General features: G+C 71.1%; 22 protein-coding genes. 17 read left to right on the top strand and 5 right to left on the bottom strand.

Going from position 1 to position 23,575, the window contains the following annotated elements:
- Positions 1-10: 10 nt before the first annotated feature.
- Both AC07EQ_RS14040 and AC07EQ_RS14035 read right to left on the bottom strand, forming a co-directional pair.
- A complete protein-coding gene (locus AC07EQ_RS14040) occupies positions 11-988 on the bottom strand; it encodes a glycosyltransferase family 2 protein (protein WP_478388358.1) in 978 nt (325 codons plus the stop codon).
- Positions 985-2,685 carry a hypothetical protein gene (locus AC07EQ_RS14035; protein WP_478388357.1) on the bottom strand — a complete coding sequence of 567 codons (1,701 nt, stop codon included), beginning with the start codon at positions 2,683-2,685 and terminating at the stop codon, positions 985-987. Before AC07EQ_RS14035 ends, AC07EQ_RS14040 begins: the two co-directional genes overlap by 4 nt.
- A 417-nt stretch (positions 2,686-3,102) precedes the next feature.
- On the opposite strand from AC07EQ_RS14035, the gene rplU reads away from it, so the two are divergent.
- The 4 genes from rplU (at position 3,103) to proB (ending at position 6,495) form a co-directional block, all read left to right on the top strand.
- The gene (rplU, locus tag AC07EQ_RS14030; protein WP_093278869.1) at positions 3,103-3,411 is read left to right on the top strand and encodes a 50S ribosomal protein L21; all 309 of its coding nucleotides are present in this window, start codon (positions 3,103-3,105) and stop codon (positions 3,409-3,411) included.
- A gap of 14 nt (positions 3,412-3,425) precedes the next feature.
- Positions 3,426-3,683, top strand: a complete 258-nt coding sequence (gene rpmA, locus AC07EQ_RS14025) for a 50S ribosomal protein L27 (RefSeq protein WP_132489159.1) — start codon at positions 3,426-3,428, stop codon at positions 3,681-3,683.
- Between the two features lie 203 nt (positions 3,684-3,886).
- The gene (gene obgE / locus AC07EQ_RS14020) at positions 3,887-5,377 is read left to right on the top strand and encodes a GTPase ObgE (RefSeq protein WP_478388496.1); all 1,491 of its coding nucleotides are present in this window, start codon (positions 3,887-3,889) and stop codon (positions 5,375-5,377) included.
- Positions 5,374-6,495, top strand: a complete 1,122-nt coding sequence (gene proB, locus AC07EQ_RS14015; protein ID WP_478388356.1) for a glutamate 5-kinase — start codon at positions 5,374-5,376, stop codon at positions 6,493-6,495. The genes obgE and proB overlap by 4 nt, the downstream gene beginning before the upstream one ends.
- 265 nt (positions 6,496-6,760) lie before the next feature.
- Here the strand turns inward: proB and AC07EQ_RS14010 are convergent, their stop codons facing one another.
- Together AC07EQ_RS14010 and AC07EQ_RS14005 are read right to left on the bottom strand one after the other, a co-directional pair.
- Positions 6,761-8,038, bottom strand: a complete 1,278-nt coding sequence (locus AC07EQ_RS14010; RefSeq protein WP_478388355.1) for an MFS transporter — start codon at positions 8,036-8,038, stop codon at positions 6,761-6,763.
- Between the two features lie 117 nt (positions 8,039-8,155).
- On the bottom strand, positions 8,156-8,395 hold the full coding sequence (locus tag AC07EQ_RS14005; protein ID WP_478388354.1) for an HC3 family zinc finger protein: 240 nt from the start codon (positions 8,393-8,395) through the stop codon (positions 8,156-8,158).
- Positions 8,396-8,646: 251 nt separating this feature from the next.
- On the opposite strand from AC07EQ_RS14005, the gene AC07EQ_RS14000 reads away from it, so the two are divergent.
- From AC07EQ_RS14000 to AC07EQ_RS13990, 3 genes are all read left to right on the top strand, one after another.
- Entirely contained in the window at positions 8,647-9,498 is an 852-nt protein-coding gene (locus AC07EQ_RS14000; RefSeq protein ID WP_478388353.1) for a helix-turn-helix domain-containing protein, read from the top strand.
- Positions 9,495-9,692: a DUF397 domain-containing protein gene (locus AC07EQ_RS13995; protein ID WP_478388352.1), complete on the top strand. Its 198-nt coding sequence runs from the start codon at positions 9,495-9,497 to the stop codon at positions 9,690-9,692. Before AC07EQ_RS14000 ends, AC07EQ_RS13995 begins: the two co-directional genes overlap by 4 nt.
- 158 nt (positions 9,693-9,850) lie before the next feature.
- Positions 9,851-11,491, top strand: coding sequence for a DUF885 domain-containing protein (locus AC07EQ_RS13990; RefSeq protein WP_478388351.1), 1,641 nt, complete (start codon positions 9,851-9,853; stop codon positions 11,489-11,491).
- Between the two features lie 93 nt (positions 11,492-11,584).
- Here the strand turns inward: AC07EQ_RS13990 and AC07EQ_RS13985 are convergent, their stop codons facing one another.
- A complete protein-coding gene (locus AC07EQ_RS13985; protein ID WP_478388350.1) occupies positions 11,585-13,705 on the bottom strand; it encodes a RecQ family ATP-dependent DNA helicase in 2,121 nt (706 codons plus the stop codon).
- A gap of 89 nt (positions 13,706-13,794) precedes the next feature.
- On the opposite strand from AC07EQ_RS13985, the gene AC07EQ_RS13980 reads away from it, so the two are divergent.
- The 10 genes from AC07EQ_RS13980 to AC07EQ_RS13935 all read left to right on the top strand — a co-directional run bounded on the left by AC07EQ_RS13980 (position 13,795) and on the right by AC07EQ_RS13935 (position 23,517).
- Positions 13,795-15,135 (top strand): glutamate-5-semialdehyde dehydrogenase, encoded by a 1,341-nt coding sequence (locus AC07EQ_RS13980; RefSeq protein ID WP_478388349.1) that lies wholly within the window; start codon positions 13,795-13,797, stop codon positions 15,133-15,135.
- A gap of 2 nt (positions 15,136-15,137) precedes the next feature.
- Positions 15,138-15,722 carry a TetR/AcrR family transcriptional regulator gene (locus AC07EQ_RS13975; protein ID WP_478388348.1) on the top strand — a complete coding sequence of 195 codons (585 nt, stop codon included), beginning with the start codon at positions 15,138-15,140 and terminating at the stop codon, positions 15,720-15,722.
- 81 nt (positions 15,723-15,803) lie between these two features.
- On the top strand, positions 15,804-17,009 hold the full coding sequence (locus tag AC07EQ_RS13970) for a cytochrome P450 (RefSeq protein ID WP_478388347.1): 1,206 nt from the start codon (positions 15,804-15,806) through the stop codon (positions 17,007-17,009).
- Positions 17,010-17,037: 28 nt separating this feature from the next.
- Complete coding sequence (locus tag AC07EQ_RS13965; protein ID WP_478388346.1) at positions 17,038-17,262, top strand: ferredoxin; 225 nt, start codon at positions 17,038-17,040, stop codon at positions 17,260-17,262.
- Positions 17,263-17,548: 286 nt separating this feature from the next.
- A complete protein-coding gene (gene nadD, locus AC07EQ_RS13960) occupies positions 17,549-18,172 on the top strand; it encodes a nicotinate-nucleotide adenylyltransferase (RefSeq protein ID WP_132489135.1) in 624 nt (207 codons plus the stop codon).
- Positions 18,173-18,364: 192 nt separating this feature from the next.
- Entirely contained in the window at positions 18,365-18,763 is a 399-nt protein-coding gene (gene rsfS, locus AC07EQ_RS13955; protein WP_132489133.1) for a ribosome silencing factor, read from the top strand.
- Positions 18,760-19,374 carry a histidine phosphatase family protein gene (locus AC07EQ_RS13950; protein WP_478388345.1) on the top strand — a complete coding sequence of 205 codons (615 nt, stop codon included), beginning with the start codon at positions 18,760-18,762 and terminating at the stop codon, positions 19,372-19,374. Before rsfS ends, AC07EQ_RS13950 begins: the two co-directional genes overlap by 4 nt.
- 34 nt (positions 19,375-19,408) lie before the next feature.
- Positions 19,409-20,266: a DegV family protein gene (locus tag AC07EQ_RS13945; RefSeq protein WP_478388344.1), complete on the top strand. Its 858-nt coding sequence runs from the start codon at positions 19,409-19,411 to the stop codon at positions 20,264-20,266.
- A gap of 339 nt (positions 20,267-20,605) precedes the next feature.
- Positions 20,606-21,169: a ComEA family DNA-binding protein gene (locus AC07EQ_RS13940; protein WP_478388343.1), complete on the top strand. Its 564-nt coding sequence runs from the start codon at positions 20,606-20,608 to the stop codon at positions 21,167-21,169.
- On the top strand, positions 21,166-23,517 hold the full coding sequence (locus AC07EQ_RS13935; RefSeq protein ID WP_478388342.1) for a ComEC/Rec2 family competence protein: 2,352 nt from the start codon (positions 21,166-21,168) through the stop codon (positions 23,515-23,517). Before AC07EQ_RS13940 ends, AC07EQ_RS13935 begins: the two co-directional genes overlap by 4 nt.
- The last annotated feature ends 58 nt before the right edge of the window (positions 23,518-23,575 follow it).

Here is a 23,575-nt window from a genome sequence, read left to right as displayed (position 1 = left end):
CCGAACACGATCAGGCGGACTGCGCCGGGCTTTCGGTCGTCGTCTGCTCGGCCACCAGCACATCCACATCCCGGTCCCGCCCGGTCCGGTGCAGCACCAGTTCCGCGAGCAGGCCCACGGAGATCATCTGCACTGAGAAGATCTCCAGCAGGATGCCCAGCGTCAGCAGCGGGCGGGTGCCGATCGACTGCTCGGTGAACACCCACACCCCGGTCAGGTAGAGCAGGATCAGCGTGCCGATCGTCCCGGCCAGCAGCCCCAGCCCGCCGAAGAGGTGCGCCGGGCGCCGCCCGTAGCGGGTGAGCGCGACGACCGTGAGCAGATCCAGCGCGCCGCGCACGTACCGCTCGAACCCGTAGTTGGACTTGCCGTGCACCCGCGGCCGGTGGTGCACGGCCAGCTCGCGCACCCGGTAGCCCAGCTGGTGCGCCAGCGCCGGGATGTAGCGGTGCAGCTCCCCGTACAGCGGCACGCGCCGGTAGACCTCGGTGCGCGCGGCCTTCAGCCCGCAGTTGTGGTCCGCGAGCTTCAGGCCGGTGATCAGCCCGGTGACCCAGTTGAACACCTTCGACGGCAGCCGCTTGCCCAGCGGGTCCTGCCGCTGCGCCTTGTGGCCGCTGACCAGGTCGGCCCCGTCGTCGAGCTCGGCGAGCAGGCGCGGGATCTCGGCGGGGTCGTCCTGCAGGTCGGCGTCCAGCGTCACCAGCAGCCGGCCGCGGACCTCGGCGACGCCCGCGGCCAGCGCCGCGGCCTTGCCGAAGTTGCGCCGCAACCGGATGCCGCGGAACCGGGGATCCTGCCGGGCCTGCTCGGCGATCACCTGCCAGCTGTCGTCGGTGCTGCCGTCGTCGACGACCAGCAGCTCCCAGCTCCGGGGCTGCTGCTGCATCGCGTCGCGGATCTCGGCGAACAACCGGGGCAGGTTCTCCCGTTCGTTCTTGGCCGGGGCCAGCAGTGAGACCTCGACTTCCGGTGCGGCTTCCGTCATGACTTGACCTGCGGACTTTCCGTGAGGGGCCGGATCCACCAGCCGTCGGGGAAGTGGAAGGCGACGCGCACCGGCCCGGGCTGCGCGGGGGCGACCGCCTCGAAGCCCAGGCCGATCTCGATGCCGGGCGTCTGGGCTTCCGCGTCCGAGCGCGGGATGTCGACCACGCCGCCGCCGATGACCGTGCCGGTCTGGTCGAGCACGGCGACGCAGTCGGCCCGCTCGATCCCGGAGATCGCCCAGCCCTTCAGCATCCGGGCCCCGCCCTGGATCTGGTCGGTCTCCACGTTGAGCACCACGTCGCGGCCGTCCGGGCGCGGCTCGCGCAGCGCGCCGTCGCTGGGCATCCGCCAGTCCGCGGTGCTGACCCGGTCGCCGATCTCCAGGCCGTCGGGACAGCCGAGCGTGAACTCGCCGGAGAACGGGTAGTGCCAGAGCGCCTGCAGCCGCGGCAGCAGGCGGTCCGGTTCGGGGAACCGGTCCTCGAACGCGTCGGGGTGGCCGATGCGCGCGGCGATGGCGAGCAGGTTCTGGTTCGGCGCATCGGAGCGCACGCTCTGAGCCATGGGAGCGCCGAGCGCCACGGTGGCCAGCACCGTGCCCGCCACGGCGACGGTGCGGACCTTCGGCCAGCGCGGCCAGGCGACCACGATCACCAGCACCGCGATCCACAGCGCGGCGGTCATGCTGTTGTACCGGCTCTGCAGCCCGGCGGCCTCGCCGAACGCGGCCCGCGAGCCGGAGATCATCACCGCGCAGCCGGCCGCGTAGACCGCCAGCCCCCACCACGGCGCGGCGCTGCGGAACTCCTCGCGGGTCTGCCGGACGTGCAGCACGAGCACCGCCAGGCCCGCCACACCCGCGATCAGCGCGATCGACGGCTCGGTGCCGGTCCACACCATGCCGAGCATGCTCAGCCCGGCGAGCAGCGCCTGCGCCGGATCGTCGGTCGGCGAAGCGCCGCCACCGCCCTGCGGGCCGCGCAGCACCAGCCACGAGGCCACCACGAGAAACCCGACCACCAGCGGTGCCGCGACCCAGCGGCGGCGGTCCCCGCGCAGCCACGCCACCAGCGCCAGCGCCGGCCACACCGCGAACGACGTGCCGTAGCTGATCGACGCCAGCAGCCCGAACACGATCGCGAGCACCCGGTGTTCGCGCTGCATCGCCAGCAGCGCGGCGAGCACCAGCATCAGCGCGAGAATCCAGGACGCCCCGCTCATCGAGCGCACGTAGTTGTGGATGCCGTGCGGGTTGAACACCAGCGTGGCGGCGGCCGCCACCAGCCCGGCCCGCTGCCACGGGTTCAGCGACTTCGGCAGCATCGCCCACACCAGCAGGACGCTGGCGACCCCGAAAGCGATGATCACCAGCCCGAGCGGCTGGTTGAGGCCGTGCCCGAACCGGGCGCTGAGCCAGAACAGCAGGCTGGGCAGTACGAACGGGTGCTCGTTGCGGAACCCGAACAGCGCCTCCGGGCGCAACGTGCCGTCGTCGTCGGTGAGGTCGAGCAGCACCCACCAGTAGTCGTAGAAGTGCATCTGCGGGTAGCGCAGCACTTCCCGAAGCATCATCAGCGGCGGGACGATCGCCGACAGGCCGAGCAGCACGGGGCCGAACCGCCGCACCGGGCCTGGAATGGGGGCTTCGGGAGTGGCGCGCTCGCCCGGGTCGGTCTCCGATGCGATGTCAGTCACGCTTTGTTTCCCCAGTTCGGATCAAGAACGCCTCACGGTAGCAAGCGCAGGTCAGAGCTTGGCAGATCAGACGTTGACCGTGGCTGGATTTGACCACGCGGTTCCGGCGGTCGTACGCTGTCGCGGCTCGCTCGTCATCGGCCCTCGTGGCCGGTTCCTCCCGCGGTGCGCCCCCGGTCGATCGGGGTCCGGAAAGCGGTCTGTATGATGGGTGAGAACTTCTCGCCGCCGGACGGGCGGAGAGATAAAACGCCTGTTTCGAATGCGATCGCCCGCGCGGCTCGGCTGCCGAGACAGGAACCCACCGAGGCGCTGCACCGGCGGCGTGGTAGGAATCCTCGTCCCACGCGGTCGAGGTGGACGTCCGCCGCAGACCTGGTGAAGTAGCGAAACCGAGCAGCAGGAGACTTCCGACTCATGTACGCGATCGTCAAGACCGGCGGCAAGCAGTACAAGGTGGCTGTCGGGGACGTCGTCGAGGTCGAGAAGCTCGAGGGCGAGCTGGGCTCCGAGGTCAGTTTCCCGGCGCTTCTGGTCGTCGATGGCTCCGATGTCACGACCGACGCCGACGCGCTGGCCAAGGTGTCGGTGACCGGCAAGCTGGTCGAGCAGACCAAGGGCCCCAAGATCCGCATCCACAAGTTCAAGAACAAGACCGGCTACCACAAGCGCCAGGGTCACCGTCAGAAGCTGACCCGCGTTGAGGTCACCGGCATCACGAAGTGAGGACCTGAGTAGTCATGGCACACAAGAAGGGCGCATCCAGCTCTCGGAACGGCCGCGACTCTAACCCCAAGTACCTCGGGGTGAAGCGCTACGGCGGCCAGGTCGTCAAGGCCGGCGAGATCCTGATCCGTCAGCGGGGCACCAAGTTCCACCCCGGCCTGAACGTGGGGCGGGGCAACGACGACACCCTGTTCGCGCTGTCCGCCGGTACCGTCGAGTTCGGACGTTACCGCGGCCGCAAGGCCGTCAGCGTGCTGCCGGCCGAGGCCTGATCCGGCTCTCGGCTGCGAAGTAGTTCCCGACGAGGGGCGGGTCCGGCTAGTCCGGCCCGCCCCTCGTCGTTTTCGTTGTGCGGGTGGTCACGCCTCCCGGCAGCAACGCGTCTCGCGCGGCACCATCGAGGTGGGTGACGTGCGCGTTCACGCGCGAGACGCCCCAGACAGTTTTACGCCGGGCCGGGCTCGGCCGGAGTTTCCTGGAGGCATTCGTGTCGCGGTTCGTTGACCGCGTGACCATCCACGTCGCGGCAGGCGACGGCGGGCATGGCTGCGCCTCGGTGCACCGGGAGAAGTTCAAGCCGCTGGGCGGGCCGGACGGCGGCAACGGCGGCAAGGGCGGCGACGTCCAGCTCGTCGTGGATCCCAACGTGCACACCCTGCTCGACTTCCACTACCGCCCGAACGCCCGCGCGGCCAACGGCAAGCCGGGCCAGGGCAACATGCGCAACGGCGCGCAGGGCGGCGACCTCGTCCTGTCGGTCCCGGACGGCACCGTGGTGATGACCGAGGACGGCGAGGTGCTGGCGGACCTCGTCGGCATCGGCACCACCTTCGTCGCCGCCGCAGGCGGCCGCGGTGGGCTGGGCAACGCCGCGCTGGCGTCCAAGGCTCGCAAGGCGCCCGGCTTCGCGCTCCTCGGCGAGGCGGGGGAGCAGTTCGACCTGGTGCTAGAGCTGAAGTCGGTCGCCGACGTCGGCCTCGTCGGATTCCCGTCGGCGGGCAAGTCGTCGCTGATCTCGGTGCTGTCCGCGGCGCGGCCGAAGATCGCCGACTACCCGTTCACCACGCTGGTGCCCAACCTCGGCGTGGTCACCGCGGGCGAGACGGTGTTCACCGTGGCGGACGTGCCGGGGCTGATCCCGGGCGCCAGCGAGGGCCGCGGCCTGGGCCTGGACTTCCTGCGCCACATCGAACGCTGCGCGGTCCTGGTGCACGTGGTGGACTGCGCCACGCTCGAACCCGGCCGTGACCCGCTGTCCGATGTGGACGCACTGGAGAACGAGCTGGCGCAGTACACCCCGGCGCTGAAGGCCGAGCAGGGCGGCCAGGACCTGGAGTCCCGCCCCCGGATGGTCGTGCTCAACAAGATGGACGTGCCGGAGGCCCGCGAACTGGCCGAGCTGGTCAAGGCGGACCTGGAGGCGCGCGGCTGGCCGGTGTTCGAGGTGTCCACCGCGTCCCGCGAAGGGCTGCGCGAGCTGAGCTTCGCGATGGCCGCCGAGGTCGAGCGCTACCGGGCGCAGCTGCCGCCGCCGGAGCCGGCGCGAGTGGTGGTCCGGCCCGCGGCCGTCGACGCAGGCAACTTCACCGTCGAACCCGATCCCCAGTTCGAGGACGCGTTCGTGGTGCGCGGCGAGAAGCCGGAGCGGTGGGTGCGGCAGACCGACTTCGGCAACACCGAGGCGATCGGCTTCCTCGCCGACCGGCTGGCGAAGCTCGGCGTCGAGGAGGCCCTGGCCAAGCGGGGCGCGAAGCCCGGCAGCCAGGTGACCATCGGCAACATGACCTTCGACTGGGAGCCGTCCACGCCGGCCGGGGTGGCGGGCGTGCTCGGCCGACGGGGCACCGACCTGCGCATCGACCACGACGACCGGATCTCGGCGTCCGACCGCAAGGCGGCGAAGAAGGCGCGCCGCAGCGCGCTGGACGAGTTCGGCCAGTACGTCGAGGAGGAGGACGGCCGGTGAGCGATCAGCTCTCGGCGACCAGGAAGGCGGTCGCCGCGGCGCAGCGCGTCGTGGTGAAGGTCGGGTCGTCGTCGCTGACCACCACGAAGGGCGGCCTGGACGCCGAGCGGCTGGCGACGCTGGTCGACACCGTGGCCCGGCGGGTCGCCGCCGGCGGCCAGGTGGTGCTGGTGTCATCGGGAGCGATCGCGGCGGGCATCGCGCCGCTGGGGTTGAGCCGCAGGCCGAAAGACCTCGCGACCCAGCAGGCGGCGGCGAGCGTCGGCCAGCAGGCCTTGGCGCACGCGTACGCGGAGTCCTTCTCGCGCTACGACCTGACGGTCGGGCAGGTGCTGCTGACCGCGGACGACGTGGTGCGCCGCGGTCACTACCGCAATGCGCAGCGCACCTTGGACCGGCTGCTCGGCCTCGGCGCGGTACCGGTGGTCAACGAGAACGACACGGTCGCGACGCACGAGATCCGCTTCGGCGACAACGACCGGCTTGCCGCGCTGGTGTCGCACCTGGTGGGCGCCGACGCGCTGGTCCTGCTGTCCGATGTGGACGCCCTGTACGACGGCGATCCGCGTCGCGGCGACGCTTCTGCGATCCGGGAGGTCAACGGCGACGCGGACATGGCGGGCGTGCACGCCGGCCGCACCGGCGCGTCCGGGCTGGGCACCGGTGGCATGGCGTCGAAGGTGGAGGCGGCGAGGGTCGCCTGCTCCTCGGGGATTCCGGTGCTGCTGACCTCCGCCGCGCTGGCCGAGCGCGCGCTCGGCCCGGCCGACGTCGGCACTGCTTTCGCGGCGACCGGCAGCAGGCTCTCGGCGCGCCGCTTCTGGCTGGCGCACGCGGCCGGGGCCAACGGCCGGCTGTGGTTGGACGACGGTGCGGTGGCGGCGGTCGTCAAGCGCCGCCGTTCCCTGCTGGCCGCGGGCATCACGGCGGTGGAGGGCGCGTTCGACGGCGGCGACGTGGTCGAGCTGGTCAACCCGGCGGGCAAGGTCGTGGGCCGCGGGGTGGTCGCCTACGACGCGGCGGAACTGCCGGACCTGATCGGCCGCTCGACGCACGAGCTGCCGGCGGAACAACGCCGAGAGGTGGTCCACGCCGACGACCTCGTCCCGCTCCGCTGAGGACGACTTTCCCGAAGAGGTCGTTTCGATGCGGCGTCAGCCGCATGCGGTGTGGGACTCAGCTCGCACCGCCGCGGGTTCTCAGCGTTCGTCTGGCGAGGACAGCCGTGACGCCGTGTATTGGTCATACATAAGTCACGGCTCCCGCAGTCCAGGCGGACGGTGAGGTTCCGCCACCCGCACCGCCACGCAAACCAGCTGCAACCACTCCTAAGCGAAGGGCACCTCCGACCGGAGGTGCCCTTCGTCGTCTGGCCGATCGGGGTCAGCGGAGCTCGGTGCCCTTGGTCTCGGGCAGCGTGCGGATCACGAAGAACGCGATCGCCGAGGCGATTGCGATGTACCAGAAGAACATCGTCGACAGCTCGTAGCGCGCCAGCGTCTGGATCACCAGCGGGGCGGTGCCGCCGAAGATCGCGACGGTGAGGTTGTACCAGGCGCCGATGCCCAGGCCGCGCAGCTCGGTCGGGAACAGCTCCGACATGATCGCCGGAGCGATCGAGGTCATCGCGGTGTACAACGCGATTCCCACGCAGAACACCACGAGCAGGCCGCCCAGCCCGGGGCGGACCAATGTGGACAGCGGCACGATGAGGACCGCGATCGCCGCCGACCACACCAGCAGCTGCGGCTTTCGCCCGATGCGGTCCGACAGCGCGCCCATCGGGTACTGAAGCGCGATGAACAGCGTGGTGGCGATCGACAGCGCCAGGAACACGTCGGTCGCGTCGGCGTGCCGGGTCTTCACCGCGAACGGCGTCAGCGCGCTGAAGAACGTGTAGTAGCAGAGCGTGGACAGCATGCTGAAGCCCACCAGCTGGCCGACCGCCTTGGGGTGGTGCTTGAGCGTCATCCACAGCGGATTCTTCAGCGCCTTGGCCTTGGCGCGGTTTTCCTCGAACTGCTCGGTCTCCTCGAGCGTGCGGCGCAACCAGATGCCGAGCAGCCCGAGCACGCCGCCGATCAGGAACGGGATCCGCCAGCCGAAGTCGGTGAGCTGCTCCTCGGTGAGCAGCGCCGTCAGCGCGTAGCCGAGCAGCGAGGCGACGAGCAGTGCGGAGCCGGTCGAGATGTAGAAGAACGCCGAGTAGCGGCCGCGCTTGGCGGCCGGGGCGATCTCCGCCAGGTAGGCCGATGCGTTGGACACCTCGCCGCCGAGCGAGAGGCCCTGCCCGATGCGCGCCAGGACCAGCAGGATCGCCGCGGCCCAGCCGATCGTGTCGAACGTCGGCAGCAGGCCGATGATCAGCGAGCCACCGGCCATCAGCGAAATGGTCACCAGCATCGCCGTCTTGCGGCCCCGGAGGTCGGCGAACCGCCCGAGCAGCCAGCCGCCGAGCGGGCGGAAGAAGAACGCCAGCGCGAACGTGGCCAGCGTGTTGATCAGCGCGAGTTCACCGGGGAAGAACGCCGCGGCGAAGTAGACGCTGAAGGCGGTGTAGATGGTCCAGTCGTACCACTCGACCGCGTTGCCGATGCTGGCGGCGACCAGGGTTCGGATGGGTAGTCGGGAATCCTCGGCCGTCGCCGCTTCGTGCGCCATCGCATCCTCCGGTGTCATGGCAGGACGCCCGTGCGCCGGAGATGTGCTGTTGTTCTCCGGGCTTCGTACGGGTGACGACACAGTACGGTCTGGGTCGCCCGTACGGAAGATCCCAATTCACCCTGTGGGAGGACCTGGACTACAGGGCGCGATCGGAGTACCGGTCAGCTCGTGCGCGAACCGGTTGCACTCCGGGCACGTCGTCCACAGCCATGCGACGTCGGAGTTGTCCACGGCGATCTGCTTGCCGCACAGCGTCTCGATCTGCGCATCTACCGGAAAACCGCCGCGGGGCCGGGGTTTCAACGTGGCGTGGCGCTGCCCATCGCCGGGTTGCCAGCGAAACGGGTGAGGCATGCAGGATCACCGCCTGTTCCAACTCGACTGAGGCGTCCGCCGCTTGTCGCGTCCGGCAGCCGGTTCCGGGGGTGCGACGCCGCCGGGACCGCGGTGCTGACCACCGAGGACGCGCCGGGCGGCTGCGAGGCTGGCCGGTGCCCTCCTGATCGGACGTCGTCGCACGTACCATTCTGGTGGTACTGAAACGGCTGGCCAATTACCTGAACAGGTAGTAGTTACCAGACCCGAATTCTGTTTCGCTATGTTTCATGACCCGTACCACTGGCGGCACGCCGAAGGCCCGCGCGCTCGGGGCTGAGCTGCGCGAAGCCCGGGAACTGGTCGGCAAGAGCCTCCGCGCGCTGGCACAGGAGCTCGACACCAATCACGTCAAGCTGATGCGGTACGAGACGGGCAAGTCCGTGCCGCCGCCGGAAGTGGTGGCCGCGTTCGTGACGGCGCTGGGAGTTTCGGCTACCGAACGTGATCGACTCGTCGAGATGGCGCGCGACGCCGACGTGCCGAACTGGCTCACCGCGGATCGCGCCGGCGTGCGGCAGGAGCTGACCGCGCTGATCGAGTTCGAGCGCACCGCCACCCGCATCACCAATGTGGCCACCGGGCTGGTTCCCGGGCTGCTGCAGACCTCCGACTACGCGCGCGCCGTGATGCGCGGCAGGCCGGTCGGCGAGGTGGAGAAGCTGGTGCTGATGCGCGTCGGCCGCCGGGAGATCCTCTCCGCGCGCAACGGCCCGCACCTGACGGCGATCATCAGCGAAAACGCGCTGCGGGAACCGATCGGTGGGCACGCCGTGATGGCGGACCAGCTCCGCAAGGTCGCGGAACTGGCGGAATGGTCCAACATCGAAGTCCGCGTCGTGGCGAGCGGTTCGACGTCCTGGCATCCCGGTCACGTCGGCCCGTTCGTGGTGTTCGAATTCCCGAAGGCGCAGCCGATCGTCCACTTGGAGCACTACCGGTCCGCTGCCTTTCTTTACAACCCAGGACTAGCGCAGGAATACCTGGACGCGATCACTACCCTGCTCTCGTTCGCGATGGATCACGAAGAATCGATCGGGTTCATCGCCAAGTGTGCGAACGAGATGGAGGCCATTGCGTGACTACGGCACAGCCGGTTGGTTGGCGGAAGTCGAGCCGGTCGGCGCAGGTGAGCGACTGCGTCGAGGTCGGCCGCTTCGGTGACGGCGCGGCCGTCCGGGATTCGAAGGACCGAACCGCGGGATACTTCGTGGTTTCGGGCGGTCAATGGAGATCGTTCGTCGCCGGGGTGCGCGCCGGCCGATTCGATTCCTGACGTCGACTCCTGCGGTGCCCTCGGCATCGGTTCGAGGGCACCGAGCCGGTTTTCCGCATTTAATTCGCTTTCGCACCTTTTCGTGACCCACTTCGGGTGAATTGCACCCGTTGGCCGAATTCGGCCAAATGCGTTGCCGCGTCGGGCAGACTGGTCCGGTGAACACCGCGCGCGAGCTCGCCGACGAGCTGATCGAGGTCCTGGCGGATGAGGATCCGCTGAACGAACTCCTGCAGGGGATACCGGGAATCGACCACCGGCTGGGCGATCTCGACGAGTCAGCGGAATCCGCGATCCGGGAGCGCGCGTTGCGCATCGCCGCCGCGGCCCGCTCGCTCGATCCGCCGCCTGAAGACCGGATCACCTGCGGTGTGGTGGTGCAGCAGGCCGAGGCGGTCGCGACGCGGCTCGGTTCGCGGCTGGTCGAACACACCATGCACGACCTGCTGGTCTCGCCGATCGCCAAGCTGCTCGAACTCCTGCCCGCGGTGCGGCCGTCCGGGCCGCAGCAGGAACAGGACTTCCTGACCAGGCTCGCCGCGATCCCCGATTTCCTCGCCAAAGCGGCGGATCGGCACCGCCACGGCGCGGCGGCGGGGCGGACGCCGGTCGCGCACCGCGTCCGGGATGCGGTCGCGCACCTCGACGCTTACCTGTCGGCTCCGGAAAGCGATCCGTTGCGGCAGGCGCCGCTGCGCAGCGCCGACGAGCGGGATCGGCTGCTCGCCGACGCGGTCCGGCCGGCGTTCGCCGCGTATCGCAACGTCCTGCACACCGAGATCCGACCGCACGGCAGGCCCGAAGACCAGCCGGGGCTGTGCTGGCTGCCGGGCGGGGCGGAGACTTACGCGGCACTGGCCCGGATGCACACCACCGTCGACTGGACCCCGGAGGACCTGCACCGCGCCGGGCTCGCGGCGATCGAAGGACTTGCCGAGGAATACGCGGAAATCGGTTCGCGGGAATTCGGCCTGCGAACCGCCGCCGAGGTGCAGCAGCGGATGCGCACCGATCCGGCGCTGCGCTGGCAGGACGCTGCGGAGCTGCTCGGGGCGGCCCAGGCGGCGATCGGGCGCGCCGAAGAGGTGGCACCGAAGTGGTTCGGGCGGCAGCCGGCGCAGCGGTGCCGGGTGGAAGCCGTCCCGGCCGACCGCGAGGCGAGTGCGACCGCGGCCGCGTACCTCCCGGCGCCGCTGGACGGCTCCAGGCCGGGGATCTACTACGCCAACACCTACCGCGCCGAGGAGCGCCCCCGGTTCCTGGCCGAGGCGACGGCGTTCCACGAAGCCGTTCCGGGGCACCACTTCCAGATCACCCTCGCGCAGGAGCTGACCGGGGTGCCGCTGATCCGGCGGGCCGCGTGGATCAACGCGTTCATGGAGGGCTGGGGCCTGTACGCGGAGCGGTTCGCCGACGAGGCCGGCCTGTACTCGGACGACATCGCCCGGCTGGGCATGCTCGCGATGGATTCGATGCGCGCGGCGCGGCTGGTGGTGGACACCGGGCTGCACACCTTCGGCTGGAGCCGTCGGCAGGTGGTGGACTTCCTGCGGGCGAACACGGTGATGCCGGAGGTCGAGATCCAGTCGGAAACCGACCGGTACATCGAAAATCCGGGGCAGGCGCTGTCCTATCTGGTCGGCCGTCTGGAGATTCAGCGGCTGCGCGCCAGGACCGAAGCGCAGCTGGGTCCGGCATTCGACCTCAGGGCCTTCCACGACGTGGTGATCGGCAACGGCCCGCTGCCGTTGCCGGTCCTGGACGAGGTCGTCGCCGGATGGGTGCGAGCGCAGAGCTGAAGCGCAGGACTGCTCGCCCGTGCGTACTTTGTGCCGCTATGGCAGCACAAAGTACGCACGGGTCTTGAGCAGCGGCTCAGCGTCTGGATCCGCTCACGAAGTGGTGGCGAGGGTGAAGGGGAGGACCGCCGGGGCGCCGGCCTGGCGGAGCAGGCGGCTGACGACGGTGACGGTCCAGCCGGTGTCGGCGTAGTCGTCCATCAGCAGCACCGGTCCGTCCAGTGCGGACAACTTGGCGGCGAGTTCCTCGGGCACCTTGAACTGCTGCCACAGCGAAGCCACCCGCTGCGCGCTGTTCGTGGCGCGCCGGGGCGTCGTGTTCGGGTTCGTCAGCACCTCGCCGAGCAGCGGCAACCGGCCGATCGTGGCGATCCGCTCCGCCAGGCTGCGCACCAGCTGGGGGCGCGTCCGCGAACCGAGCGCGACCACGCCCACCGGGCGCTGCGCCCATTCCCACGCGGCCAGCACCTTGATCCCGGCCTGGAACAGGTCGTCCGGCAGTTCCTGGTCGGGCGCGCCGGTGGCGAGCAGTTCACGCAGCCGGTTGCCCCAGCCGATGTCGGTGAGCCGTCCGATCGCCCGGCCCGTGGTGGCCTGCTCCCCGGCGGGCAGCTTGCCGGAGGCCGGGACGCCCAGCGCGTCCATGCCGCTCGGCCACATCTTGCGCGGCGAAACCTCCACGCCGGGCCGCCGCAGGCGCTCCCCGGCCTGCTCCACGGCCTGGTCGTCGACGTCCCCGGAATAGCCGGAACCGGTGCAGTTGTCGCAGCGGCCGCAGGGTTCGGCCGCCGGATCGTCGAGCTGCCGCCGGAGGAACTCCATGCGGCACGACGACGCGCCGAGGTAGTCGAGCATCGCCTGCTGCTCGGACTTCCGCTCCGCGGCGATGCGGGCGTAGCGCTCGGCGTCGTAGTGCCACGGCTCGCCGGTGGCCTCCCAGCCGCCCTTCACCCGGCGGACGGCCCCGTCGACGTCCAGCACCTTCAGCACCATCTCCAGCCGGGTGCGCCCCAGCTCGACGTGCGGCTCCAGCGCGGCCGTCGACATGCGCTCGTGCTGCGCCAGCGCGTCGAGCACCGCGCGCACCGTCGGCTCCGGCGGGAACGCCAGCGACGCGAAGTAGCTCCAGATGTCGCGGTCCTCCGGCCCGGGCAGCAGCAGCACCTCGGCCCGCTGCACGCCGCGACCGGCGCGGCCGATCTGCTGGTAATAGGCGATCGGCGAGGACGGCGCGCCGAGGTGGACCACGAAACCGAGGTCGGGCTTGTCGAAACCCATGCCCAGCGCCGAGGTGGCGACCAGCGCCTTGACCCGGTTCGCCAGCAGGTCCGCCTCGGCCTGCTGCCGCTCGGCGGGGTCGGTGCGGCCCGAGTAGGACGCCACCTCGTAGCCCTGATCGCGCAGGTAGGCGGCGATCTCATCGGTCGCCGCCACGGTCAGCGTGTAGATGATGCCGGAGCCGGGCAGCTCCTTCAGGTGGCTCGCCAGCCACCCCAGCCGCGCCTCCGCCGAGGGCAACCGGACGACGCCCAGCCGCAGGCTCTCCCGGTCCAGCGTGCCGCGCAGCACCAGCGTTTCCTGCGGATCGGTGTACTCGCCGCCGACCCCGAGCTGGTCGGAGACGTCCTGCACGACGCGGTCGTTCGCGGTGGCGGTGGTCGCCAGCACCGGGACGCCCTCCGGCAGCTCCGTGAGCAGCGTCCGCAGCCGCCGGTAGTCCGGGCGGAAGTCGTGGCCCCAGTCGGAGATGCAGTGCGCCTCGTCCACCACCAGCAGGCCCGCGGTCTGCGTGAGCTCGGGCAGGATCGTGTCGCGGAAGTCGGGGTTGTTCAGCCGCTCCGGGCTGACCAGCAGCACGTCCACCTCGCCGGCGGCGACCTGCTCCTCGATGTCGGCCCACTCGTCGGGGTTCGCGGAGTTGATCGTGGCGGCGTGCACCCCGGCGGCCGCGGCCGCGTCGACCTGGTTGCGCATCAGGGCGAGCAGCGGCGAAACGATCACCGTCGGACCCTCGCCGAGCTCGCGCAGCAGCGCGGTGGCGATGAAGTAGACGGCCGACTTCCCCCAGCCGGTGCGCTGCACCACCAGCGCGCGGCGGCGCTCCAGCACCAGCGCGCGGATGGCGCTCCACTGGTCCTCGCGCAGCGCGGCGTCGGGGCCGGCCAGCGCGCGGAGTCGGTCGTCGGCGAGTTCGCGCAGCGCGTTTTCGTCCACGCACCGATTCCTACCCGATGCCCACGACGTCGCACGTCCGGGGTGAAATCCGGTGCCGGGACGATGTCCGAACGGACTAGTCTGGGCGGGTGACCACCACCGAGTCCACGATCACAGGCAAGGTGTCCGGCGACGAGCTGCGGGAGCAGGTCCGCGATGCGGCGCAGCGCGCCAAGCGGGCGGCGGCCGAGCTGGCGCAGGCCACTCGGGGCGACAAGGACGCGTTGCTGCACGCGATGGCCGACGCGCTGGTGCGGCGGACGCCGGAGATCCTCGCCGCCAACGACCGGGACGTCGCCGCCGGCCGCGAGTCCGGGATGCCGGAGAGCCTGATCGACAGGCTGAGCCTGAGCACCGAGCGCGTCGAGGCGATGGCCGACGGACTGCGCACGGTCGCCGGCCTGCCGGACCCGGTGGGCGAGGTGGTGCGCGGCAGCGTGCTGCCCAACGGGTTGCAGCTGCAGCAGGTCCGGGTGCCGCTCGGCGTGGTCGGGATCGTCTACGAGGGTCGTCCCAACGTCACCGTGGACGCCGCAGGCCTGACGCTGAAGGCGGGCAACGCGGTGCTGCTGAGGGGCTCGTCCTCGGCGGAGCACTCCAACACCGTGCTGGTGTCGATCCTCGCCGACGTGGTCCGCGAGCGCGGCCTGCCTGCCGACGCCGTGCAGCTCCTGCCGTGCCACGACCGGGCGTCCGTGCAGCACTTGATCACCGCGCGTGGACTGGTGGACGTGGTGATCCCGCGCGGCGGTGCCGGGCTGATCTCCGCCGTCGTGGAGAACGCCACAGTGCCCGCGATCGAGACCGGTGTCGGCAACTGCCACGTGTACGTCGACGCGACCGCGGACATCGACACCGCGCTGCGGATCCTGCTCAACTCCAAGGCCCGGCGCCCGAGCGTGTGCAACGCGGCCGAAACCGTGCTGGTGCACAAGGACATCGCCGAGGAGTTCCTGCCCCGGGCGCTCGCCGAGCTGCACGGCGCGGGCGTGACGGTGCACGGCGACGAGCGCGTGGTCGCCGTCGGCGGCTCCAACGTGGTCGCGGCGGCCGACGAGGACTGGGACACCGAGTTCCTGTCGCTGGACATCGCGGCGGCGGTCGTGGACTCGCTGCCCGACGCCGTCGAGCACATCCGCGCCCACGGCTCCGGGCACACCGAGGCCATCGTGACCAGCGACGTCCGCGCGGCCCGGCAGTTCACCGTCCAGGTGGACGCCGCGGCGGTGATGGTCAACGCCTCCACCGCGTTCACCGACGGCGCCGAGTTCGGGATGGGTGCCGAGATCGGCATCTCCACCCAGAAGCTGCACGCCCGCGGGCCGATGGGCCTGCCGGAGCTGACGTCCACGAAGTGGTTGGCCTTCGGCGACGGGCACGTGCGGCCGGGCTCCGCCCCGTCGAGCACCAGTTCCTGCCCGGGGAGCTGACCTTGACCCAGGCGCCGCGCCGCAAACGTGACTCGGCCGCCACCAAGGACGCGTTGTTGCAGGCCGCGTCGGCGCTGTTCGCCGAGCGCGGCTTCAACGCGACCACGGTGCGCGACGTGGCGGCGCGGGCGGGGGTGAACCAGGCCCTGCTGTTCCGCTACTTCGGCTCGAAGCAGGAGCTCTTCGCTGCGGTGCTCAGCCACAACAGCGCCCGGCTGCTCGAAGCGCAGCCGCCGGAGGAGCTGCCGCTGCGGATCCTCGGCAACCTCTTGTCAGCGGACCAGCTCAGCGGTCCTGAGCATCCGATCGCGGCGATGCTGCGCTCCTACAGCGACGAGCGCGCCGCGCACGTGCTGCGCGAGGAGCTGGGCGCGCGCTACGCGGCCCGGCTGGCGGAGCTCACGGACGCGCCGGACGCCGAGCTGCGCGCGGATCTGGTGCTGGCGTGGCTGTTCGGGATCGGCATGGTCCGCTCGGTGCTGGGCAAGTCCCCGTTGGCGGACGCCGACCCCGACGCGGTCGTGCGGCACGTGGCGCGCGGGATTTCCGTTCTGCTGGAACGAACGGACCTTCCGGACGAAAAGTGATCAAGGCGTGCACCTGCGCCGGGGCCCGCGTACGGTGTTGATGTAAGCAATTGCTTACATCACGTCCACCGGGAGCTGTGCATGACCACCACGGAGCCGAGGACCTATCCCTTCAGCGCGGCCGACAAGCTGAACCTGGATCCCATCTACGCCCACCTGCGCGAGCAGGAACCGCTGACCCGGGTCCAGCTGCCCTACGGCGAGACGGCTTGGCTGGCGACCCGATACGAAGACACCAAGATCGTGCTGGGCGACCCGCGCTTCAGCCGCGCCGCCGCACTCGACCACGACGAGCCGAGGCTGCGACCGAACAGCCCGCAAGGCGGACTGCTCAGCATGGACCCGCCGGACCACACCCGTCTCCGGAAGCTGGTGGCGAAGGCCTTCACCGCGCGCCGCGTGGAACAGCTGCGGCCGCGGACCCAGGAGATCGCCGACGGCCTGGTGGACCGGATGATCGAACGGGGCGGACCCACCGACCTCGTCGAGGAATTCGCGCTGCCGCTGCCGATCACCGTCATCTGCGAACTGCTCGGCGTGCCCTACGCCGACCGCGGGGACTTCCGGGTGTGGTCGGACGCGTTCCTGTCCACCACGAAGCTCACCCCGGAGCAGGTGACCGACTACATCGACAAGATGTTCGGCTACATCGCCGGGCTGATCGCCCAACGCCGCGAGGAACCCGCAGACGACCTGCTCAGCGCGTTGATCGCGGCCCGCGACGAGCAGGACAAGCTGTCCGAGGACGAACTCGTCCGGTTGGCGGCGGGGATCCTGGTGGCCGGTCACGAGACCACCGCGACCCAGATCCCGAACTTCGTCTACGTGCTGCTGACGCACCCGGAGCAGCTCGCCGAGCTGCGCGCGGACCTGGACGTGGTGCCGCAGGCCGTCGAGGAGCTGATGCGCTACGTGCCGCTCGGCGTCGGCGCCGGCTTCCCGCGATTCGCCACCGAGGACGTGGAGCTGGGCGGCGTGCTGGTGCGGGCCGGTGAGCCGGTCATGGTCAGCGCGGCGGCCGCGAACCGCGACGAGGGGGTGTTCAGCGATCCCGAGCAGCTCGACCTGACCCGCCGGGAGGCGACGCACCTCGGCTTCGGGCACGGCCCGCACCACTGCCTCGGCGCCCAGCTCGCGCGGCTGGAGCTGCAGGTCGCGCTGCGCACGCTGCTGACCCGGCTGCCGGGGCTGCGGTTCGCGACGTCCGCGGCAGACGTCGAGTGGAAGAGCGGAATGCTCGTCCGGGGGCCCCAGCGGATGGTGCTGACGTGGCAAGGTGTCGAGTGATCTCCCTCATAACTGGAAGAGGTGGGCAATGAGCTGGACGATCGAGGTCGATGCGGACACCTGCATCGGTTCCGGCATGTGCGCCGGTGTCGCGCCTGATCACTTCGAGCTGGTGGACGGGTACGGCTGCGCCAGGAACGCGGCGGTGGACCCGTCCGACCAGGTGGTCGACGCGGCGGAGTCCTGCCCCGTGGAGGCGATCCTGGTCAAGGACGCCGAGACCGGCGACGTGGTAGCCCCGGAAGAAGAGTGATGTAGGACACGTTCGTGTCCGCGTCATGGGTGCCCGGGTCCGCGCGTCACACCGGTGCGCGCCTGAGAAACGGCAGCGCCGGCGACCCGAGGTGGGCCCCCAGCCGCCGAGGGTCGTGCAGGGCCGTGGGGCCCGGCTCAGAGGGGAGCGTGGGCCGGGCTCCACGGTCGGCGTGGCGTGAGGCCCGGTTCGCAGGGGAGTGCGAGCCGGGCCCCACAGCCGGGGTGAGGTATGACGCACGCCCCGCCGACCACCGCGGGACGTCGACTTCCTAGGCTTGGCAGCTATGTCTCGTCGCAGGATCGGGGTCATGGGTGGCACCTTCGATCCCATTCATCACGGACACCTGGTCGCGGCCAGCGAGGTGCAGGCCCAGTTCGGCCTGGAGCTGGTCGTCTTCGTGCCCACCGGCCAGCCTTGGCAGAAGAGCCATGAGGTGGTCAGCCCCGCCGAGGACCGCTACCTGATGACGGTGATCGCCACCGCGTCCAACCCGCGATTCCTGGTCAGCCGCGTCGACATCGACCGCAGCGGCCCGACCTACACCGCGGACACCCTCACGGATCTGCACCAGCAGTTCCCGGATGCGGAGCTGTACTTCATCACCGGTGCGGACGCGCTGGAGCAGATCCTGTCCTGGCACCGGGTAGAAGAACTCTTCGACCTGGCGCACTTCATCGGCGTGACCCGGCCCGGCTACTCGCTCAACGGCGCCCACCTGCCCGCGGGGGCGGTGTCGCTGGTGGAGATCCCGGCGATGGCGATCTCGTCGACCGGCTGCCGGGACCGGGTCCGGGCGGGCCTGCCGGTCTGGTACCTGGTCCCGGACGGAATCGTGCAGTACATCACCAAGCGAGGCCTGTACCGGGACGACTCCGGAACCGAGTGGGGGCCGGCGTCGCCGTCCTGACCGGCGGTGAGGTCCGGTTCCCGTGCCTGTTTGACCAGGTGGGACTCCTGGTGTTCCCGGAAGGGGCGCGCTTCGGGCGTGACGGACGTCGCGGCCCGGTGGCCGTGGAGGCGGGTTCGGCCTGGTGTGGGGCGGGCTGGCTATCCTCTACCCGGCGTGGGTCGCACACCTGACCCACCCGAGAGGAGTGACGTGGCAGCCACCGAGAACGCCCGACGGCTGGCTCTGATCGCGGCGCAGGCCGCGGCGGACAAGAAGGCCACCGACGTGGTCCTGCTCGATGTCTCCGAGCAGCTGGTCATCACCGACTGCTTCCTGATCGCATCCGCGCCCAACGAGCGGCACGTCGAAGCGATCGTCGACGCGGTCGAGGAGAAGCTGCGCGCCGCCGGGTCCAAGCCGGTGCGCCGCGAAGGCGCGCGCGAGGGCCGGTGGGTCCTGCTGGACTTCGTCGACGTCGTGGTGCACGTCCAGCACTCCGACGAGCGCGCCTTCTACCAGCTGGAACGGCTGTGGAAGGACTGCCCGCGGATCGAGTTCGAGGACCAGAACGCGCCCGCCGAGGCGGACTCGCCGGACGCCGAAGCGTGAGCCTCGACCAGCTGGTGCTCTGGCGGCACGGGGAGACCGACTACAACGCCTCGGGCCGCATGCAGGGGCATCTCGACAGCTCGCTGACCGAGACCGGCCAGGAGCAGGCCCGGCGCGCGGCGCCGGCCATCGCCCGGTTCGCCCCGGACACCGCGCTCAGCTCCGACCTGAACCGGGCCCGCACGACGGCGGCCGCGTTCGCCGAGGTCAGCGGGGCTTCGGTGCGGCTGGACAAGCGGCTGCGCGAGACGCACCTCGGGGAGTGGCAGGGGCTCAGCGTCGCGGAGGTCGAGCAGGGCTGGCCCGGGGCTTTGAGCACCTGGCGGGCTGACCCGACGTGGGCGCCGCCGGGCGGCGAGTCCCGCGTCGAGGTGGCCGAGCGCGCGCTGGAGGTCGTCGAGGAGCTCGACGGCCGGCCGCGCGGCTCCGCGTTGCTGTGCGCGCACGGCGGGCTGATCACCGCGCTGACCGCCAGGCTGGTCGGCCTGCCGCTGGACCTGTGGCCGGGCCTGGGCGGTATCGGCAACTGCCACTGGGTCGTGCTGAAGCGGCGCGGCGGCGCTGACGGCCGCTGGCGGCTGGTCGCCTTCAACGCCGGGGTCGAGGGCTGATCGCGTTCTGCCCGTGACGTCGTAGGGTTGCGGCGTGCCCATTGCAGTCGTCACCGACTCGACGGCGTACCTGCCGGCGGGATACGCCGCGCAGTACGCGGTGCGGACCGTTCCGTTGCACGTCAGCGTGGATGGGGCCGCCGCGGTCGACGAGTCGGATTTCGGTCCCGGCGACCTCGCGCGCGCTTTCGACCGCAAGCACCGGGTCACCACTGCCGGTGCGACGCCGCAGGAACTGGCGCAGGCATATCAGGACGCGTTGGACGGCGGTGCCGACGGCGTGGTGGCGGTGCACCTGTCGCGGCAGCTGTCGGGCACCTGGGACGCGGCGCGGCTGGCCGCGCGCGAGGTCGATCCCGAGCGGGTCCGGGTCGTCGATTCCCGGTCCACCGCCATGGGACTGGGATTTTCGGTGCTCGCGGCCGCCGAGGCGGCGAAGTCGGGTGCTGTGCTGACCGAGGTCGAGCGCGTCGCGGCTTCGACCGCCGAGCGAACGACGACGTTGTTCTCCGTGCAGACCTTGGAATACCTGCGGCGTGGTGGGCGGATCGGGACTGCTGCGGCGGTGTTGGGCACCGCTTTGGCCATAAAACCGCTGTTGCACGTGCACGACGGTCGCATCGACGCGTTGGAGAAGGTGCGCACGACCACCCGGGCGATGGCCCGGTTGCTGGAGATTTCGTTGCGCGCGGCGGGTTCTCGGGCCGCGATCGCGGTGCACCACCTGGCCGCGCCGGAGCGCGCCGAGTGGCTCGCCGGTCAGATCCGCGCCGAGCTCGGTGATTCGGTGGATTGCGTCGTTTCGGAGGTGGGCGCGGTGATCGGCGCGCACATCGGGCCGGGCGCGGTGGGTGTCGTGGTGCTCCCGAACGGGTGGCGTTCGGACGCCTGAAAACCTTTCGGCTGGCGGATTCCACACCTTCGAGCTGAATCCAGCACCTAGTTGATCCACAGTGGTCTGTGCTGCGAAAAATAAAGCTGCGGAACGACTTTCGTCTGCTCTACCGTCGACCTCATGTTTGACATCCGGAGTTTTCGTTCCAGTGCAGACGAATTCGAAGAACTAGATCCGCGAAGCAGGCTGCAGACCCTGCAGCGGCATGCGTCCCGTGATGATCCGGCGGAGCGCGCCGGTCCGAACTACTCGGCGCCGCCACCGGATACCGGATCCGGCTCGCCTTGGCGGCGGCTGGCCGAGAGATGGCTACCCGAGCCCCTGCTGAGGTCCAGAGTGGACCCCGGCCGAATCGGCGTGCTCGCGCTCGCCCTGGTGTCCTTGGTGGTGCTGGTCTGCATCGTGGCCGCGACGTGGTCCGGTCAGCCCACGGCGGAACCAGCGCCGCCGCCGATCGTGCCGCCGCCGGCCCCGGTCACGACGGCGGCGCCGCCGGAGCTCGTCGTCAGCGTCGTCGGCCGGGTGACTCGCCCGGGCCTGGTCACCGTGCCGCCGGGCGCCCGGGTGGCCGACGCCGTCGCGTCGGCCGGTGGCCCGCTGCCGGACACGGATCTGACCGGTCTCAACCTGGCCCGCCGGCTGACCGACGGCGAGCAGCTCTACGTCGCCGTGCCAGGGGCGCCGCAGCCCGGACAACCCGGCGGCGACGGAAAGGTCGACCTGAACATCGCGACGGAGGACGAACTCGATGAACTACCAGGCATCGGCGAGGTCACCGCCAAGCGGATCGTGCAGTGGCGGGCCGAACACGGCCGCTTCGACTCGGTGGAGCAGCTGAAGGAGGTCGGCGGCATCGGCGAAACCCGGTTCGACCGGCTGCGGGAGGTGGTGCGGGTGTGATCGCGAGACTCGACCTGCGCCTGGTCCCGGCCGCGCTCGCGGTCTGGGCCGTGACGTTGACCGGATTGCTGGCGGGCTGGGTTCCGGCCGCGGTCGTGGCGCTGCTCGCCCTGCTGGCCGCGCCGCTGGTGTGGAAGGCGGTACGCGCCCGGCCGGTCGCCAGGGGTGCCCTCGTGGTCCTGCTGCTGGCGGGCGTTGCCGCCACCGGGATCGCGGTTCGCGTCCACGCGGTCGAGCACCATCCGGTGCGGCTGGCCGCCGGGCACGGCGAACGGGCGACGCTGCGAGTCACGTTGACGAGCGCGCCGACTCCGTTGCGCGGTGCGTCCTTCGGAGCCCGGCGAGCGGCGGACAGATCGCTGGTCCGCGCCGAGTTGCAGGCAGGCGAGCTGGCCGGGCACCGGGTGCGGGCAGGTGGCGCGGTGGTGCTGCTGGTCCCGACCGAGCAGTGGCGGAACCTCATTGCCGGGCAACAGGTAACGGCGACCGGCAAGGTCTCCCCGCCGCGTGCCGGCGAGCTCACGGTCGCGGCTTTCCAGGTGTTCGGCCCACCGGCCGACGTCGCGGCCGCGCCGGGCTGGCAGCGCGTCGCGGAGGACCTGCGGGAAGGCCTGCGGCGGGTCTCGGCCGACGTGCTCGGCCCGGCCGCCGCGGGGCTGCTGCCGGGCCTGGTGGTCGGCGACACCGGGCGGCTGCCGCCGGAGGTGGAGCAGAACTTCGAGACCGCCGGGCTGTCCCACCTGACGGCGGTTTCGGGCGCCAACCTCGCGATCGTGTGCGGCGCGGTGCTGGTACTGCTGCACCTGGTCGGAGCGGGGCCGGTCATGTCGGCCGTGGGTGCGGGCGCGGCGCTCGTCGGGTTCGTCGTCCTGGCCGGACCGGAACCGAGCGTGTTGCGCGCGGCGGTGATGGGCGCGATCACGTTGCTCGCATTGGTGCTGGGCAGACAGCGGTCGGCGTTGCCGGCGCTGTCCGCGAGCGTGATCGGCTTGCTGCTGCTCCTGCCAGACCTGGCGACCAGCGCGGGATTCGCGCTGTCGGTCGCGGCCACCGCCGGGCTGGTGGTGCTGGCACCGGTGTGGTCATCGGCGCTGCGGGCGAGGGGAGTGCCGATCGGGTTGGCGGAAGCGATCGCCGTGCCGCTGGCGGCGCACGTCGTCACGGCTCCGCTGATCGCGGCGCTCTCCGGTGAGGTCAGCCTGGTGGCGGTGCCGGCGAACATGCTGGCCGGGCCCGTCGTCGCACCGGCGACGGTGTTCGGGGTCCTGGCCACCGTGGTGGCGCCGGTATCGGCCTGGTCGGCCGGCGTGTTCGGCCGGCTGGCGGCGCCGGAGCTGGAGTGGATCATCCTGGTCGCCGAGCGGGCCGCGGCGGTTCCCGGCGCGGCGTTCGACTGGCCATCGGGCACCGTCGGCGGGATCGCGCTCGCGGTGATCGCGGCGGTCGGGCTGATCGCTTTGCGCGGCAAGCGGATTCGCCTGGTGGTCGCGGTGGGGCTGCTGCTCGTGGTGCTGGTCGTGGTGCCGGTGCGCACCGTGCTGCCGGGCTGGCCGGTGCCGGGCTGGAGCGTGGTCGCCTGCGACGTCGGCCAGGGTGACGGGCTGGTGCTGGCCACCGGCCGCCCGGACGAGGCGGTGGTGGTCGACACCGGGCCGGATCCGCAACGGGCCGCGGAATGCCTGCGGCGGCTCGGGATTCGCCGGATCCCGCTGGCGGTGCTCACCCACCTGCACGCCGATCACGTGAGCGGGCTGGCCGCGCTGATGGGGAAGATCCCCGTCGATGCGGTCGCGATCGGCCCGCTGCGGCAGCCGGCGTGGGCGATGGACGACGTCGCGAGGGATGCCCGCGTGCACCGGGTTCCGGTCGTGCCGCTGTTGTCCGGGCAGCGCGCGGCCTGGCCGGGGCTGGTCCTGGACGTGCTCGGCCCGGACCCGGTGCTGGCCCGCACGCAGTCGGCCGACGACGCCAACGACGCGTCGATCGTGCTGCTGGCGACCACCCCGGCCGGTCGGGTCCTGCTCACCGGCGACGTCGAGCTGCCCGGGCAGGGGCGGCTGGTGTCCTCCGGTGCGGATCTCCGGGCCGATGTGCTCAAGGTCCCGCACCACGGATCCCGTTACACCGCACCGCGTTTCCTGCAAGCGGTGCGCCCGAGGCTGGCCGTGATCAGCGTCGGCGCCGGCAACACCTACGGGCACCCCAGCCCGTTCATCGTCGACAACCTCACCCGTGCGGGCACGAAAGTGCTGCGCACCGATCAGGAAGGAGATATCGCGATCCTGCCCGGCCCGCAGGGTCCCCGCTACGTGGCCAGGGGCGACCCGCTGCGCGCAGGCGAGTCGTAGGACGAGGCGACCCGAATACCCGTGTTAGTCCCTTGTGGACGAAAGCGCGGCGCCACCG

The sequence above is a fragment of the Saccharopolyspora sp. NPDC045839 genome (genome assembly GCF_056431645.1).
Note: the sequence above shows the minus strand (reverse complement) of the source record. Positions and strands in the feature narration are given on the sequence as shown.